The 15456-nt window shown below is 37.9% G+C and carries 15 protein-coding genes; 10 read left to right on the forward strand and 5 right to left on the reverse strand.

Annotated elements, in window-relative coordinates; all coding sequences use genetic code 11:
• The first annotated feature begins 74 nt into the window (after positions 1–74).
• From BLS38_RS00485 to BLS38_RS00520, 8 genes are all read left to right on the forward strand, one after another.
• Entirely contained in the window at positions 75–974 is a 900-nt protein-coding gene (locus BLS38_RS00485) for a LysR family transcriptional regulator (RefSeq protein WP_092746374.1), read from the forward strand.
• Between the two features lie 339 nt (positions 975–1313).
• Positions 1314–1574 (forward strand): ATP-binding cassette domain-containing protein, encoded by a 261-nt coding sequence (locus BLS38_RS13320; RefSeq protein WP_425283441.1) that lies wholly within the window; start codon positions 1314–1316, stop codon positions 1572–1574.
• Between the two features lie 80 nt (positions 1575–1654).
• Positions 1655–3493 (forward strand): monovalent cation:proton antiporter-2 (CPA2) family protein, encoded by a 1839-nt coding sequence (locus BLS38_RS00495; protein WP_092746375.1) that lies wholly within the window; start codon positions 1655–1657, stop codon positions 3491–3493.
• Between the two features lie 53 nt (positions 3494–3546).
• Positions 3547–4419, forward strand: coding sequence for an Hsp33 family molecular chaperone HslO (gene hslO, locus BLS38_RS00500; protein WP_092746376.1), 873 nt, complete (start codon positions 3547–3549; stop codon positions 4417–4419).
• 178 nt (positions 4420–4597) lie between these two features.
• The gene (locus BLS38_RS00505) at positions 4598–5356 is read left to right on the forward strand and encodes a MipA/OmpV family protein (protein WP_092746377.1); all 759 of its coding nucleotides are present in this window, start codon (positions 4598–4600) and stop codon (positions 5354–5356) included.
• A gap of 82 nt (positions 5357–5438) precedes the next feature.
• Positions 5439–6818 (forward strand): aspartate aminotransferase family protein, encoded by a 1380-nt coding sequence (locus BLS38_RS00510; protein ID WP_092746378.1) that lies wholly within the window; start codon positions 5439–5441, stop codon positions 6816–6818.
• 9 nt (positions 6819–6827) lie between these two features.
• Complete coding sequence (locus tag BLS38_RS00515; RefSeq protein WP_092746379.1) at positions 6828–7883, forward strand: GNAT family N-acetyltransferase; 1056 nt, start codon at positions 6828–6830, stop codon at positions 7881–7883.
• 11 nt (positions 7884–7894) lie between these two features.
• Positions 7895–8785, forward strand: coding sequence for a hypothetical protein (locus BLS38_RS00520; RefSeq protein WP_092746380.1), 891 nt, complete (start codon positions 7895–7897; stop codon positions 8783–8785).
• Position 8786: 1 nt separating this feature from the next.
• On the opposite strand, the gene BLS38_RS00525 is transcribed toward BLS38_RS00520, so the two are convergent.
• Genes BLS38_RS00525 through BLS38_RS00540 form a run of 4 tightly spaced genes read right to left on the reverse strand, consistent with a single transcriptional unit; the run spans position 8787 to position 11052 of the window.
• Positions 8787–9176, reverse strand: coding sequence for a DMT family transporter (locus tag BLS38_RS00525; RefSeq protein ID WP_092746381.1), 390 nt, complete (start codon positions 9174–9176; stop codon positions 8787–8789).
• Entirely contained in the window at positions 9173–9532 is a 360-nt protein-coding gene (locus tag BLS38_RS00530; RefSeq protein ID WP_092746382.1) for an EamA family transporter, read from the reverse strand. Before BLS38_RS00530 ends, BLS38_RS00525 begins: the two co-directional genes overlap by 4 nt.
• Positions 9533–9541: 9 nt before the next feature.
• Complete coding sequence (locus BLS38_RS00535; RefSeq protein ID WP_092746383.1) at positions 9542–10354, reverse strand: alpha/beta hydrolase; 813 nt, start codon at positions 10352–10354, stop codon at positions 9542–9544.
• Positions 10351–11052 carry an MtnX-like HAD-IB family phosphatase gene (locus BLS38_RS00540; protein ID WP_092746384.1) on the reverse strand — a complete coding sequence of 234 codons (702 nt, stop codon included), beginning with the start codon at positions 11050–11052 and terminating at the stop codon, positions 10351–10353. The genes BLS38_RS00535 and BLS38_RS00540 overlap by 4 nt, the downstream gene beginning before the upstream one ends.
• A 262-nt stretch (positions 11053–11314) precedes the next feature.
• Here BLS38_RS00540 and BLS38_RS00545 point away from each other — a divergent pair, with 262 nt between their 5' ends.
• Positions 11315–12073 carry a transporter substrate-binding domain-containing protein gene (locus BLS38_RS00545; RefSeq protein WP_092746385.1) on the forward strand — a complete coding sequence of 253 codons (759 nt, stop codon included), beginning with the start codon at positions 11315–11317 and terminating at the stop codon, positions 12071–12073.
• A 50-nt stretch (positions 12074–12123) separates the two neighbouring features.
• On the opposite strand, the gene BLS38_RS00550 is transcribed toward BLS38_RS00545, so the two are convergent.
• Positions 12124–12972 (reverse strand): Cof-type HAD-IIB family hydrolase, encoded by an 849-nt coding sequence (locus tag BLS38_RS00550; RefSeq protein WP_092746386.1) that lies wholly within the window; start codon positions 12970–12972, stop codon positions 12124–12126.
• 287 nt (positions 12973–13259) lie between these two features.
• On the opposite strand from BLS38_RS00550, the gene BLS38_RS00555 reads away from it, so the two are divergent.
• Positions 13260–15446, forward strand: a complete 2187-nt coding sequence (locus BLS38_RS00555) for a TonB-dependent siderophore receptor (protein ID WP_092746387.1) — start codon at positions 13260–13262, stop codon at positions 15444–15446.
• The last annotated feature ends 10 nt before the right edge of the window (positions 15447–15456 follow it).

The raw sequence follows: 15456 nt of genomic DNA on the forward strand, positions 1-15456 counted from the left end.
TGATTAACCCCTAAATTTCGATTACATTTATACGTTTTTTTAATAAATAAGAAAAATACCCTGAGGCAAAATGTATGTCTGAAAATTTAAATGATCTCAAAGCCTTTATTGTTGTTGCACAGACCAAAAGCTTCACAAAAGCATCGGGGCAATTAGGCGTTTCTCAGTCTGCACTCAGCTATACCTTAAAAATGTTAGAACAGCGTCTAGGTACAAAGTTACTTAATAGAACAACTCGTAGTGTTTCACCCACTCAAGAAGGTGAACAACTTCTTAAAGATATTGAACCCCTAATTTCAGGAATAGAGCAAAAATTATCTAATTTAAATCAGTTTAGAGATTCACCTCGTGGGCGACTTAGAATTAATGGTACAGAAATTAGTTTGAATGTTTTGTTGTGGGAAAAACTATCTAAATTTGCAACAGATCACCCAAATATACAATTAGAATTTACCATGGACTATGGCTTTGTAGATATTGTGAAAGATCGCTTTGATATTGGTATACGTTTAGGTGATTTTGTCCATAAAGATATGATTTCTGTTCGAGTAAGTGATGCGTTAGACATGGTGACACTCGCTTCACCCCAATATTTAAAAAAATACGGCACACCAAACACACCACATGAGTTACACCAACATAAGTGTATTGGTTTACGCTTACCAAGCCATGAGCGAGTACAATCATGGGAATTTCAAAATAAATTACAACAAGATGAACTACAAACGATTCTTCCTGAATTTTCTATGATTGTAAGCCATGCTCGATTACAACTCAAAGCGGGGTTAGATGGTCTGGGTATTGTTTGGTTACCCAAAGTCATGGTAAAAAATGAACTCAGCCGTGGAGAATTTCTTGCCATATTAGAACCATGGGATATGCAATACTCAGGTTATTATATGTACTACCCCAATCGCCGAGACTCATCTCCACTGTTTCGCTTACTTGTCAATGCTTTAAAAATAGATGAGTGATTACTTTAAACTTGATTTTAAGTTTCTTATCAAAATGAAAATATACAATAAATACGCACATCATTGAATTAAATAAATTCAATAATATAGTGAACATATATACCTCTAAAACATTTCAAAGTAATGTTAAAATTGGCACGATAATGATCTATCAAATACTCTTTATTGCCATTTTTTATTATCTTTTATGCTCATTTCTGCCTATCTTTTTCAAAACAAAGTCATTAATTCAGGCATTTTTTGTTTTAGTCAGTACGTATATTATTCAACTAACAACCCCATTTATTATTATCTCTCAAACAATTATGCGGTTAAACTTTAATTGCACTTGATGACAACATCGACTTAATTGCCAACAACTTCTCAGGAGGTGAGTTACAAAGAATAAATATTATTCGTGCACTACTCAAAAAACCTCAAACACTTATTCTAAATGAACCCACATCTGCTTTAGATCAGGCTATGGCGATAAAAACCATCGAGATATTAAAACAAAAAGTGAGTACCATCATCGTTATTACACATTCCGTAGAATTCATTGCACTATGTGATGACGTGATTAACATTGAAGATATAAAAAATATCAATTTATCGACCTAAAGATACCTATAACTATCCTATCTGCGCATTTTCATTCTAAACTATTCAAGACCCACTTTGTACCAAGCCAAGGCGACAATATGTCTTTACTTCTCCAAATCACTCTGTTCCTTGCAGCCAGCTTACTCATCGTGCCCTGTGCAAAACACTTTGGTATTTCCACCGTATTAGGCTACCTCATTACAGGAATTTTATTGGGGCCAAGTGTACTAAACATCGCACATGATGCATCTGCTGTTATGCAATTGGGTGACTTTGGTGTCATTTTTTTAATGTTTCTAATAGGTCTCGAACTCAGACCACAACGACTATGGAAGCTCAGACAAGCCATTTTCATCATGGGAGGTCTACAAGTAACACTCACAGGTACTATTTTAATGTTAGGTACTTGGCTTATTTTTAAGCAAAGTCTCGCTGCCAGTTTTTGTATTGGTTTTGCTTTAGCACTGTCATCAACCGCCTTTGTATTACAATTACTGAATGAAAAACAACAGCTCAACACCAGTTATGGGCAAAATGCTTTTTCAGTTTTACTGTTTCAAGACATTGCAGCCATTCCATTATTAGCCATGATTCCATTATTAGCAGGTACATCTAGCACACATCATGGTATTGCTTATTTTGCAGCGATTATTGCGGTATTTAGTGGATTATTTTTATTTAGTCGTTTTGTTATGCGCCCATTTTTTCGCTTTGTTGCGCGTAGTGGTGCAAGCGAATTACTGACAGCTGTTGCGCTTTTTATTGTCTTATCTACTGTATTACTTATGGATATTTTAGGCATTAGCACCACTTTAGGGGCTTTTCTCACAGGAGTTTTATTGGCAGATTCAGAATTTCGGCATGAGTTAGAATCCAATATTGCTCCCTTTAAAGGACTATTATTAGGACTCTTTTTTATGACGGTCGGTATGACCACTGAGCTATCTGTACTTTTTAGTCAGCCATTAATTATTATCGGTGGGGCAATTGCTCTTCTCATCATCAAAGCAAGCGTCATGTTGCTGATTGCACGGCGTTATAAAAACAGTTGGAAAAATAGTATTTTATTGGGTACTTGCCTTGCACAAGGCGGAGAGTTTGCATTCGTGGTGTTTAGCGTTGCTCATAGCCAAAACATTATTTCAAATGCAATTACACAACCGGTCACACTTATTGTGACTTTATCTATGGTACTCACACCTATTTTATTTTGGCTGGTTTCACGCTATGTTATTCCTCGTTTCGAGGTGCATAACTCAACAGCTTTTGATGACATTCCAGCGCACAATGCACCTATGATTATTGCAGGATTTGGCCGTGTTGGACAAATTGTGGCACGGATTGCCCGCTTACAACACATTCCATTTACAGCAATCGACTCAAGCCTACAACAAATTCATTTTGTTCGCCAATACGGAGGTACATTGTATTATGGCGATGTGACTCAGCCACAATTGTTACGTGCCGCAGGGATTGAACATGTCAAAATTTTTGTACTGGCTATCGACAACGTTGAAGATTCAATTCGAACAGCACGGCACATTTGCCTACACTACCCTCAGATCAAACTCTTGGTTCGTGCAAGAAATCGCCATCATGTTCATTTACTCAAAGACATTGGAGTTGTTCACATTTGGCGTGAAACCTATTTATCTGCACTAGGTATGGCCTATCAAACACTACGAGAGCTTGGTATTGATGAAACTGAAGCTTACCAACATATTGAGTTATTTCGAGGTTATGACGAAAAGCTACTTGCTGAGCAGCAAAGCATTTATCAAGATGAACAAAAAGTTTTCGAAACTCATAAAAATGCACTTGCAGAACTAGAGCACTTGTTTGAACGTGATACTGCGGTAGAAAGTGATGCGCCAACTGTAAACTTAAAACGTCACCCTCACACATCACGGGTAGATGTTTCAAGAAAGGATTCTTAATCACTTGTCTTTTTATACAATGCCACCATTTACCGCTTAAATTGGAGAAAAATATGTCAAACTTACGTCAACGATTCTATATTGAAAATTGTCCTGTTCGTGGTGAAGTCGTTCAACTCACCGACACGTTACACACCATTTTAAAGCAACGTGACTACCCTCAAGCCGTTGAAGTATTATTAGGTGAAATGCTCAGTGCCACAGCACTCTTAGCCAGTACACTAAAAATAAAAGGCAATATTAGTCTACAAATACAAGCGCAAGGGTCTTTTAAATGGGCCATGGCCGAATGTAATCATTTGGGGCAACTACGAGCACTTGCTGACTTTGAAGAAGATGCACGTTTTGGACAAGCCTCTGACAGCAGTACGCTATTTTCAACGTTACAGCAGCCAATTTTATTTATTAATATTGACCCAGAGTTTGGTGAACGCTATCAAGGTATTATTGCACTTGACCAACCGACTTTGGCAGGTTGCCTCATGCAGTATTATGCATTGTCTGCACAAATTCCAACCCATATTGCACTTGCAAGCGATGCTCAAGCAGCGGGTGGTTTACTCATCCAACTTCTACCACGTACAGAGGAAGAAAAAGAACATATAGATGAAGACTTATGGCCACGCCTAATCATGCTCACAAACACGCTCAAAGCAGATGAGCTTAAACAGCTCGATGCGCAAGAGATTCTATACCGTTTGTATAATGAAGAAGATGTACGTTTGCCAGAGGTTGAACAACTTGAATTTTCATGTACTTGCTCACAACAAAAGTGTGAAAATGCATTAATTCATATTGGTGAAGATGCGGTCAAAGACACTTTAAGTGCACAAAATCCAATTGAGATGGACTGCCAATTTTGTAACGCAAAATATACCTTTAATGCAGAAGAAGCACTGGCATTGTTTGGACGGCATTTAAGCTAAAAGGACAACAGAACTCATCATGATCGACCTATTAAGGCTTGATCATGATGTGAAATAACGGCTAAAGTATGAAAATAACAATAAAATATTTACTTTTTTTTAATATTGACCTAATAATGACATATTAAATTTATATATAACTAGAAGTACGTGCTAAAAATATGGTCAATACATCTATATGCTAGATTATGTAAAACGCTTTAAAGATACTATTGGCGCCACTGCAGTCATGTTTTTAAGCACGACGCTCTATGCCCATGCAGATACATCAACTGCTTTACAAGTCGGTGTAGCGGGCACTATTGACATTCAAGCCTATAAAAACAATAACTTTCCAGTCACCACATTTCCAAGCATTTTTTTTGATTCAAAATATGCCTATATTGATGGCGATGAAATTGGGCTATACGCACTACATACAGAAAAACATCAACTTAAACTCAACCTGTATTATGACAGCACAGAATTCAAACCCTCAGATGAACTCAGCCAGCTGAATAAAAGACGTCCTTCTCTCATGGCAGGGGGCAGCTATACCTACATTACCCCTTATGGCGGATTTCAAGTTTTAGCTGAGCAAGATATACAGTCTCATAGCCACGGTTATTTTGCGACCTTTGCCTATCTCGCTGAAGCACACTACAAGAAATGGACATTTTCTCCAGAGCTTGGCGTGCAATGGAACAACAAACAATACAACAACTATTACTATGGTGTTAGCACAGCAGAAGCCGAACGTAGTCAAATCACTGCTTATACACCAAACAGTAGTTTTCAACCTTACTTTAACCTAGACATTGGTTATCAAATTAACTCACATTGGACACTCTACAGTAGCCATCAAGTCACACGCTTATCGAGACAACAGCAGCTGAGCCCCATGGTCGATAAAGTTGCTGACGTGAGTAATACCTTAGGCATTTTGTACCGATTTTAAACACAACTTCTCTTTAAATATTTTATAGCGTTTAATCACAATAAAATATTAAAGACCTTTAAAGCACGATAAGGATTCACTTATGGCGATTAATGAAAAACAGCTCCTTTTGGACGAAGCAAAATACTGTTCACATGGTGATACAGTACACTATGTAGAACCGCCAAAAATCTTTACTAACTGCGAAGGCAGCTATTTATATGATGACCAAAACACGCCGTACCTTGACTTACAAATGTGGTATTCAGCAGTTAACTTTGGTTATAAAAACCCAAGATTAAGCAACCGTTTAATTGAACAAATTAACACTTTGCCACAAGTGGCAAGCCAGTACTTACACCCAACTAAAATTGAACTCAGTAAAGTCATTGCTGAAGATATTTTCAAAAAAACAGGTGAAATTGGTCGTATCCACTATAACGTGGGTGGTTCACAAGCCATTGAAGACTCACTCAAAGTGATCCGTAACTTCTGTAATGGTAAAAGCCGTATGTTTGCGTTTGAGGGCGGTTACCATGGTCGTACTTTAGGTGCATCATCAATTACGTCAAGCTACCGCTACCGTCGTCGCTATGGTCACTTTGGTGAACGTGCACACTTCATTCCGTTCCCGTATCCTTTCCGTCGTCCAAAAGGCATGACTGCTGAAGAATATGGCGACAAATGTGTTGCAGAGTTTGCTCGCCTATTTGAAACTGAATACCACGGTGTATGGGATCCAAAAGTTCGTGAAAGCGAATTTGCTGCATTCTATATGGAAACCATTCAAGGCACGGGCGGTTATGTGATTCCACCACAAAACTTCTTTAAAGGCTTGAAAAAAGTACTCGATGACCATGGTATTTTATTGGTTGTTGATGAAATTCAAATGGGCTTTTACCGTACGGGTAAACTTTGGTCTTGGGAACACTTTGGCATTACGCCAGATGTGACTGTATTTGGTAAAGCACTGACCAATGGTCTAAACCCACTCGCAGGGATTTGGGCAAAAGAAGCACTCATTAACCCAACAACTTTCCCAGTAGGTTCAACACATTCAACATTTGCATCTAACCCACTCGGCACAGCCGTTGGTCTAGAACTTATGACCATGTTGGCTGAAAAAGACTACGAAACACAAATTATGGAAAGTGGTGCATATTTCCTAGATGGCCTCAAAACCCTACAAAAGCAACACGTAGAAATTGGTGATGTAGATGGTTTAGGCTTAGCACTTCGTGCAGAAATTTGTCAAACAGATGGTTTTACGCCAAACAAAGAACTCCTCGACAAAATGGTAGACATTGGCTTGTCTGGTACTTTAGAGTATCAAGGTCAAAAATGTGGTCTAGTGCTAGATGTGGGCGGTTACTACAAAAACGTGATCACATTTGCACCATCACTTGAAATTAGCCGTGCTGAAATTGATCAAGCGTTAGTACTTCTTGATCAACTCTTGGTTCGTGCTAAAAAGGAAATGTAAAACCGACTTATGGACAATGGTTTTAATCATGTAGAGCCCAAATGTCTCGTGGATGCTTTCTTAAAGCATCCACCACATACATTTAAAGCCTGTGCGCTAGATGCATCTTTTTATGCATTTAGCACTCAATTCAATTTACTTACCACACTTGATACCCCACTGCGTAAAAAAATACAGTCTTTACTTGGGTACAAATATTGGCAAAGCCTAGTTGAATTTCCAACACAATTTATTGGTACAACTGTTACCGAATACACCCCTTTGCCTGAGCAACATACCGCCCAGCAACTGCTAGAACGCATACAACCTCACTGTAAACAACACAGCCTAACCATTATTAAAGATTTACCTCTACAGTCCCCCTTACTCCCTGCAAAAGACAATTTATTTAGCCAACAACTTATACAAGAAGCACAAAAACAAGGTTTTTTGGCAGTAGAAGGACAAGCTCTAGCTTATGTCAAAATAGATTTTTTCGACCAAGAGGACTTTTTAAGTCGTTTTTCAAAAAGTAGACGTAAAAATTTTAAAAGAAAACTCAAACATTTAGATGAATTACATATTGATGTAAAACATACAGGTGATGAATATTTCAACAACCCAGACACGCTCAAACAGCTGTATGCTTTATACCTAGAAGTTTACCAACAAAGTGATATTCACTTCGACTTGCTCAGTCTTGAATTTTTCACAACAATTTTACAAGAACACAGCCAAAATGGCCGTGTATTTATGTATTGGAAAGAACAGGTATTGGTAGGTTACAATATTTGTTACATTCATAACAATGCGTTAATTGATAAATATATTGGGCTAAACTATTCCCTTGCGCTCGATTACAACTTATATTTCATCAGTTGGTTTGTAAATTTAGACTATGCCAAATCAAATGCACTCGACTTTTACGTTGCAGGTTGGACAGACCCTGAAGTCAAAGCACAGCTAGGTGCACAATTTACATTTACACAACACCTTGTATGGGTAAAATCACCCATGCTTCGCTTTATACTAAAGAAATTCAGACATTTATTTGAGTCAGATGCCCATTGGCATCAACAGCAATAGACATAGGGCCAATGACCGTGACCAGACCACCTGTTATTTTAAATTTTGATGACTCCTCGGCTCAACCCAACAATACTTGGCAACGTATTGCATTACAATCATGGCAAGAAAAAATTCGCTTTGGTTGTAAATGGCATGACTTTAAACAGTTAGAAGCACATTTAGCAACCCAACTTCCTGCACCTGCTCAGCAAGGATGTGCCTTACTCGGCAGTGGTGATTACCATCATTTAAGTTATTTACTGCTCTCTCGTTTAAAGCAAGACGAACCCATTCACCTTGTAGTCTGTGACAATCACCCAGATAACATGCGCTATCCTTTTGGTATTCATTGTGGCTCATGGGTCTACTGGGCAAGCCAGTTACCACATGTTGCACGCATAGATGTTTTAGGGATTAGTTCAAATGATATTGGCTTGAGCCACGCTTGGGAAAACCATTGGTCACCGCTCAAAAAAGGCAAACTCCACTATTGGAGTGTACAGCAAGATGCCAGTTGGCTTAAACACATTGGTGCCAAGCATGCTGCACGTAATTTTGCTTTCCCAGATGTACTGATGGCTGAGTTTTTAGATACACTACAGACGGTCAATTTACCTGTTTATTTATCCATTGATAAAGATATTTTGTCGAAAGACGTGGTGAAAACCAATTGGGATCAAGGTCAGTTTTTAGAACAGCATTTACATACACTCATTGATGCATGTGCAGGACGTTTAATGGGTGCAGACATTACAGGTGATATTTCTTTATATCAATATAAGCAATGGTTTAAAGCGTTTTTAAGCAAGCTAGATGCACAAGAATACATGCCTGAAGCCCAGCTAGATCTATGGCAAAATCAACAACAATCTCTGAATGACCGACTCATTGAGCGTATGAATACTGCTTGGCGAGAGTAAGTCATTGCTGTTGTTGCTTATAAATTTCAGCCTCACCTTTCGCTAAAAACAGCACACCAATCACAATCAGAGCCATACCACAGACTTTAAATACTGTGAGTGGCTCGTTAAACAACCAAACCGATAACAATGTAACACTAATCAATTCAATATGTGATGCTGCGACTGCTGGCCCTATTGGTGCTTTTTCCAGTAGAGTCATCCATGTAAAAAATGAACCAATGTAGCCAATAAGTGCACCATAGATCCAAACATTACCAAACACTCGTGCCAACCATGGTAAATCAAAAGTGAGTGGTAATGCATGATTTGATGCAAGCTTGAAACTAATCTGAGCCAATGTATCAAATAGCATCAGCACAGAAAAACCGACTAAATAAAACAATCTCATAAGCCTAACCCAATGACGGCAACGCCTGCACTAATAAATAACACACCAATTAAGCGTTCTTTGGTCAGCTGTTCTTTAAAAAATAAGCGTCCTGCAATCATAATTACCACAATATTAATACAGCCAAGCATGACTCCATCAGATAAAGGAACCAGTGATAAAAAAGCAAGCCACACGACAAATTCAATCAAATAACAAGTAACACCAAACCACAGCATTGGCATTTTCGCAAAAGCCAACCAGCGTGCTTTACCTTCATACTCTAAACCTTTGATTGCCAAAGCTTTAAATGCCAACTGCCCGACTGTATCTACTGCAATCGTAAACATCCAAACCATGACCACTAAAGCATTCATATAGGTATCCTATGCTTGCGCATACTGTGCAATAAATGCCAAAGAGTCTGTAATCACTTGTTCACGATCATTATCGATTGTAATCATATGATAACTTTTTTTAAGCCAAACTAATTGTTTCGGCCCTTGAACTTGATCATAAATGAGTTGGCTATTTTTACGGTGTGCAATATCATCATCATACGCATGTATGAGCAAGCATGGCGCAGTAATTGCAGATAGATTTTTTCGAACGACTTTAGAAAGACATTGCAATTGATACAATGAATGCCACGGATTACCAGGTAATCCTGCTTCACTGCTGTCGCCGTGTTGCATTGAATGTACTATGCGCTGTCTGAGTTTTTCATTATAAATTCCAAACGGTTCAGCTTCATCAAACGTTAGATTTCTAAAGATATTTAACTTATATACAATAGGTAGAAGAATCGGGGCTGCAAATTTTGACCACAGTGGCACACTCCAACCATCATATTTAAATGTAGGGCTGTAGCTCATTACACCACTAACACGATGCTCAGTGGCATAATTCAGTGCCAGTAGTGCCCCCATAGACAAACCTGCCACAAAAACATGGTCAACATGTTGTTTGAGTTGCTCTGCAGCATCACATACACTTTTGTACCAATCTTGCCATGTCGTATTTACGAGGTCTTCAACCGTACCACAATGCCCTGCAAGCTGTAACGCCATTACAGTATAACCTTTTTGATGAAAACGGCGTGCGAGACCACGCATTTCATTCGGCGTACCTGTAAGCCCATGAATCAATAAAATACCTGTGCGGTTTCCTTCAAGTAAGAAAGAATGGTCGGCTATCATAAACGAACCTTCGTGAGGGTTTGTGAATGTACAAACTGACCAAGAGAAGCATTAATTTCATCGAAACGATTAAATTCAACATGGCTAATTTTGTTTTTTTGGCAGTGTTTCAATAACGACGTTTTTGCATACACATAATCTGCACGTTCAGATAAGCAAAAATCTGAGCGACCATCACCAATTAAAATCGTTTTGTATTGTTGGTGTTGTTTCGATACTTTACATTTGCACGTTCCAGACTGTGAGTTACATGCTTTACTGGCATTGGGGAACGCCAATTGCCAACGTGTGTCACTCACTTGCTGTAACTGGTTTGCAATCACAGGGACATGCATTAAATTGTATTTCGCTAAAATATAACGAATCACTTGGTCTAGACCATCACTTACAATCGTTAATGGGATGCCATAGTATTTGGTCAGCTTTACAAACTCTAGAAAACCTTCGTCTATCTTAATATTTTGTACAAAGGCTTCTAAGTCTTTTTTACTTACATTCAGCAATGCAATTTGGCGTTGCATACACTCTTTAGAGCCAATTTTTCCTTGCTCCCACAGTTCTTCTACCTCTTGCCAACCATCATCAGCAAAATGTTCAAGCAATTCATCTGTGGTATCTTGCAAACTAATCGTACCATCGAAATCACACAGGATTTTCCAATTGTTTTTTCGATACTGTTCAACATTCATCAAAAGCATATTATCGGCTCTATAGATTTCTTAGAAGCGACCTAATCATTTCGTAATAGTTTAGGCTTTTATAGTATAGCGATGATTTATTAAGTTACGCTTATATTTTGTTAAATATGTGCGTAAATTAACAAAATAAGTGGCTTTTAGACCCTATCAGGCGAGTACTTGTATTCATAAACGAGATTTACAATCATCTAAATGGTCTAAAAATTGCTTTATTATATATTAAAAATGAGTATGTATAAAAACTCAAATAAAGGATGGGTCGATGAAATTTATTTTTGTACTGGGTATTGTGGCTTTAGCAACTACACAAGTGTACGCAGAATCACGTTTAGAAAGTATTACTCACAAGGGGCAGCTTGATGTATGCACAACAGGGGATTATAAGCCTTATAGTTTTTTAAAAGCAGATGGCCAATACGAAGGCACAGACATTTCTATGGCTGAGTCTTTAGCTCAAAGTTTAGGGGTTAAAACTCACTATATCAAATCGACTTGGAAAACCATAACACCTGATCTAGTGGCAGGAAAGTGTGATATTGCAATGGGAGGCATTTCAGTCACCTTGGCTAGACAGCGGCAAGTCTTTTTTAGTCATCGCATTGATATCGATGGCAAAGTACCATTTGTACGTTGTAATGACAGCCAAAAATATCAGACAGTTGAACAAATCAACACACCTTCTGTACGTGTGATTGAACCTACAGGGGGCACCAACGAAGCCTTTGCTCGAAAATATCTGCCAAATAGCAAGCTAACACTCAGCCAAGATAACTTAGGAATTTTTCAACAATTGGCCGATAACAAAGCCGATGTCATGATTACAGAAGCCTCAGAAGCACTGTATCAGAAAAAACACTATCCGACTTTATGCGCTATAAATACAGATAAACCTTTGCAGTATGGTGAAAAATCATACATGCTTCCCATCAATGATATGGCTTGGAAGCTATATGTAGATCAATGGCTTCATCTTGCTCAAGAAACTGGAGAATATCAAAAAATTCTCAATACTTGGTTTTAAACCACTCTATACCCATGATGAGAAAGATGTTCCCTTCATGGGTATTTAAATTAGCAAAGCCCAGCCAGTTTTGTAGACAGCTGTGCATCGGACTCACTGTTTAAAACAGCATCAAGTACATCAAGTACAGCTTCTTTTTCATTGTGGCCAACTACATAATCTGCCACTTGCTTTAATTCTGGTATGGCGTTGTCCATCGCTATGCCAAATTTTGCCATTTTTACCATTTCAATGTCATTATTGTTATCGCCAATGACTAACGTTTCTTCTGCAGTCACATTCCAACGCTGCTGCAAAAAGCTTAAGCCAAAGGCTTTATGTTGGTTGGGTATAATTAAGTCAATAAAGCCAAAGCCACTCGATACCATTTTAACTTGGTTGTTTTTAATATATGACTTTTGATTCAGTGCATGAGTTAACTCATCAAAGTCATAGTTACTGGTATTAATGGTAATTTTGCAGACCAAATCATCGACTTGCAATAAGTCTTCTACACAAAAGAGTCGTTTAAAGTACTTATTGAGTTTAGGCATATTTTCAGCAGGTGTTTGCTCATCTACATAAGCACCCTCTTTACCACATAAAATAACACCTTCTGCATAATCCACCATCAGATCAGCAAGCATGACTTTCGCCACTTGAGGGTCAAAGTGAGCAAAGTTTATTTCTGTTGTACCATCAACAACAAAAGCACCATTTTCTGATACATAGCCAATTTCATCTTGAATTTCAGAAAAATAGTTTTTTAGGGTATAAAGTTGGTTACCACTTGCAGCAACAAAATGTATACCCTGTTGCTTGAGTTGCGAGAACTGCTTTGAAAAACGCTGCTTGTTGTACTGTTTTTCTCCATTTAAAAATGTACCGTCCATATCTACAGCGATGAGTCTAACTGGCATTTTTTACCTCGCATGGGATCAATATTACATCACCATTATTTATCGTACTTAGTTTATTTCGTTGAAATTATCTTAGCAAAATATGACACCGTGATGAAGAAAAAGCCACGATATATTACAAAAATTTAAGTAAATCTCAATAGTCTATATTTTCCTAATATAAATTTTTATTTTCAATACGAAAGCCTTTTATAACAACCTTTCATTAAATGATTAATTAAAGGCAATTGATAATTACTTTCATTTGTATAAACTACAGTTACATTTATTCACACTCTATTTTAATTATGTCAGATTACCCTCAAAGTTTTTTATTAAAACCTTTATGTGCCAGTTTATTTGCCATCTCTATGCACAGTTTTGCTGCAGAAACACCTGTTAGCGATGCAACGCCGTTAGAAACCATTCGTGCTGAATCAAATAAATCTTCAACCATGAAGACGGCAACTGGGCTTGAATTAACACAAAAAGAAACCCCTCAATCTATTTCCGTAGTTACACAAGAACAAATTAAAGATCAAAGTTTGACTACTGTCACAAGTGCGATGAAACAGGCTACAGGAATTAATGTCATTCGTGATAGCGGACGTTTTCGCTATCAATCACGTGGTTTTTATATCGATCAAATTGAAGAAGATGGTCTAAGCAGTACCATGCCTGGCTCTGGTTCAAATGCTTACAGAACCTCTTCAAGCTTTACTGACTTAGATATTTATGACCATATTGAAGTCGTTCGTGGTGCAACTGGCTTAACCCAAGCCTATAGCGAACCAGGCGGTACTCTCAATGCTGTACGTAAGCATCCAACCAAAGAATTTCAAATGCAAGGTTACTTACAAGCAGGAAGCTGGAATAACTTACGTTCTGTATTTGACGTTTCTGGCTCACTCAACAGTAACGAAAGTGTACGTGGTCGTTTTGTTGCTATTGGTACAGACAGTGACTCATATAAAAATAACGTTTCTAAAGACAATCAAACATTTTATGGTGTTTTAGATTTTGATCTTACCCCTGCAACATTGTTACGTATCGGTGCGATGTACCAAAAATCACATGAAGTCCCAGACTACTTTGGTATTCCAATGGCATTGGGTGGTGTAGATTCAGGGCTACCTGCAAGTATATATTTAGGCTCAAGTTGGTCTAAACTTAATTTTGAAAAATATAATGCATTTGCAGAGCTCGAGCACAAATTCAACGATGATTGGAGCTTGAATGCTCAGGTGAATAGTACTTGGAGTAAATCTCTACAAAATGTAGGTGGTTTAGCTCAATTGGGTACAAGCTATGCAGGATTAACCAGTAGCAACCAAAAATTAGCCATGAATAACTATCAATACTATGACAACAGTAGCGATGAGCTCACCGCTAAAATTTCTTTAAATGGTAAATACAACCTATTTAATGCAACACATGATGTATTTGCGAATTTAAACTATGTCAGCACTTATGAAAAATCTGAATGGCGTCGTATTTTAAACTCAACGGCTTACGATGTAACGACATTTAATCCAGCATCTGTAGCTGTACCGAACTGGAATGGTGCTTTAAATTTAAATTGGTTCTACACCAACTATATTACGCAAACTGCAGCAACTTTAGGTACACGGGTTAATCTACTTCAAGATGTTTACTTAACCCTTGCAGGTCGTTATGCACAGTCTATTACCAATGGTAGCACTTACTATGCCATTACTGGTGGTAAAACAGATGGCGAATATGCCAAAAACCGTGAAGTCAAAAAGAATAAGTTTATCCCATATATTGGCTTAACCTATGACTTAACAGACAACACAAGCCTATACGCAAGCCACACTGAAATTTTTAAACCACAATCTAATCGTGATCTATCAGGGCAAATTTTGGATCCTATAGTTGGTAAAAATGATGAAATTGGCATTAAATCTGAGCTGTTTGGTGGTCTTTTAAATGCCTCTTTAGCCTTGTTTCAAATTGAGCAAGAAAATAGACCGATTGCCGCTACATACAACAATATTAGTTTTTCTGTACCGTCAGGAAAAGTGCGTAGCCGTGGTATAGATATAGAAGTTTCTGGTAAAATCACCAACGACTTGGCAATTTTTGCAGGCTATACTTATAATAAAAGTAAATATTTAAATACCGAAAGTTTAACCTACTTATCTGGTAGCAACTTCAGTAAACACACCCCCGAGCATATGTTTAAACTGTATTCACAGTATCAACTCCCTGGCGCGCTTAAAAAATGGTCAGCAGGTGTAGGTGTGACTGCACAAACAGATACCAATAGCTTGTATAATATTTACCAAGGTGGCTACACCCTTTGGAATGCCAACATTCGTTATAGTTACTCACAAAACCTGTCATTTAACCTCATTGGCGATAACATCACCAACAAACGTTATTATGAAAACAACCGAGTACGTATTAATGGCGGTAATAACTTCTTAGGGAGCCCTGCAAGCGTATTGCTTCGTGTAGATTGGACATACTAATCTCACATTA

This window comes from Acinetobacter boissieri (assembly GCF_900096955.1).
Taxonomy (GTDB): Bacteria; Pseudomonadota; Gammaproteobacteria; order Pseudomonadales; family Moraxellaceae; genus Acinetobacter; species Acinetobacter boissieri.

Coding starts and splice junctions, on each gene's coding strand:
- BLS38_RS00485 (WP_092746374.1), top strand. CDS start 75: ATGTCTGAAAATTTAAATGATCTCAAAGCCTTTATTGTTGTTGCACAG.
- BLS38_RS00495 (WP_092746375.1), top strand. CDS start 1,655: ATGTCTTTACTTCTCCAAATCACTCTGTTCCTTGCAGCCAGCTTACTC.
- hslO (WP_092746376.1), top strand. CDS start 3,547: ATGTCAAACTTACGTCAACGATTCTATATTGAAAATTGTCCTGTTCGT.
- BLS38_RS00505 (WP_092746377.1), top strand. CDS start 4,598: ATGCTAGATTATGTAAAACGCTTTAAAGATACTATTGGCGCCACTGCA.
- BLS38_RS00510 (WP_092746378.1), top strand. CDS start 5,439: ATGGCGATTAATGAAAAACAGCTCCTTTTGGACGAAGCAAAATACTGT.
- BLS38_RS00515 (WP_092746379.1), top strand. CDS start 6,828: ATGGACAATGGTTTTAATCATGTAGAGCCCAAATGTCTCGTGGATGCT.
- BLS38_RS00520 (WP_092746380.1), top strand. CDS start 7,895: ATGACCGTGACCAGACCACCTGTTATTTTAAATTTTGATGACTCCTCG.
- BLS38_RS00525 (WP_092746381.1), bottom strand. CDS start 9,176: ATGAGATTGTTTTATTTAGTCGGTTTTTCTGTGCTGATGCTATTTGAT.
- BLS38_RS00530 (WP_092746382.1), bottom strand. CDS start 9,532: ATGAATGCTTTAGTGGTCATGGTTTGGATGTTTACGATTGCAGTAGAT.
- BLS38_RS00535 (WP_092746383.1), bottom strand. CDS start 10,354: ATGATAGCCGACCATTCTTTCTTACTTGAAGGAAACCGCACAGGTATT.
- BLS38_RS00540 (WP_092746384.1), bottom strand. CDS start 11,052: ATGCTTTTGATGAATGTTGAACAGTATCGAAAAAACAATTGGAAAATC.
- BLS38_RS00545 (WP_092746385.1), top strand. CDS start 11,315: ATGAAATTTATTTTTGTACTGGGTATTGTGGCTTTAGCAACTACACAA.
- BLS38_RS00550 (WP_092746386.1), bottom strand. CDS start 12,972: ATGCCAGTTAGACTCATCGCTGTAGATATGGACGGTACATTTTTAAAT.
- BLS38_RS00555 (WP_092746387.1), top strand. CDS start 13,260: ATGTCAGATTACCCTCAAAGTTTTTTATTAAAACCTTTATGTGCCAGT.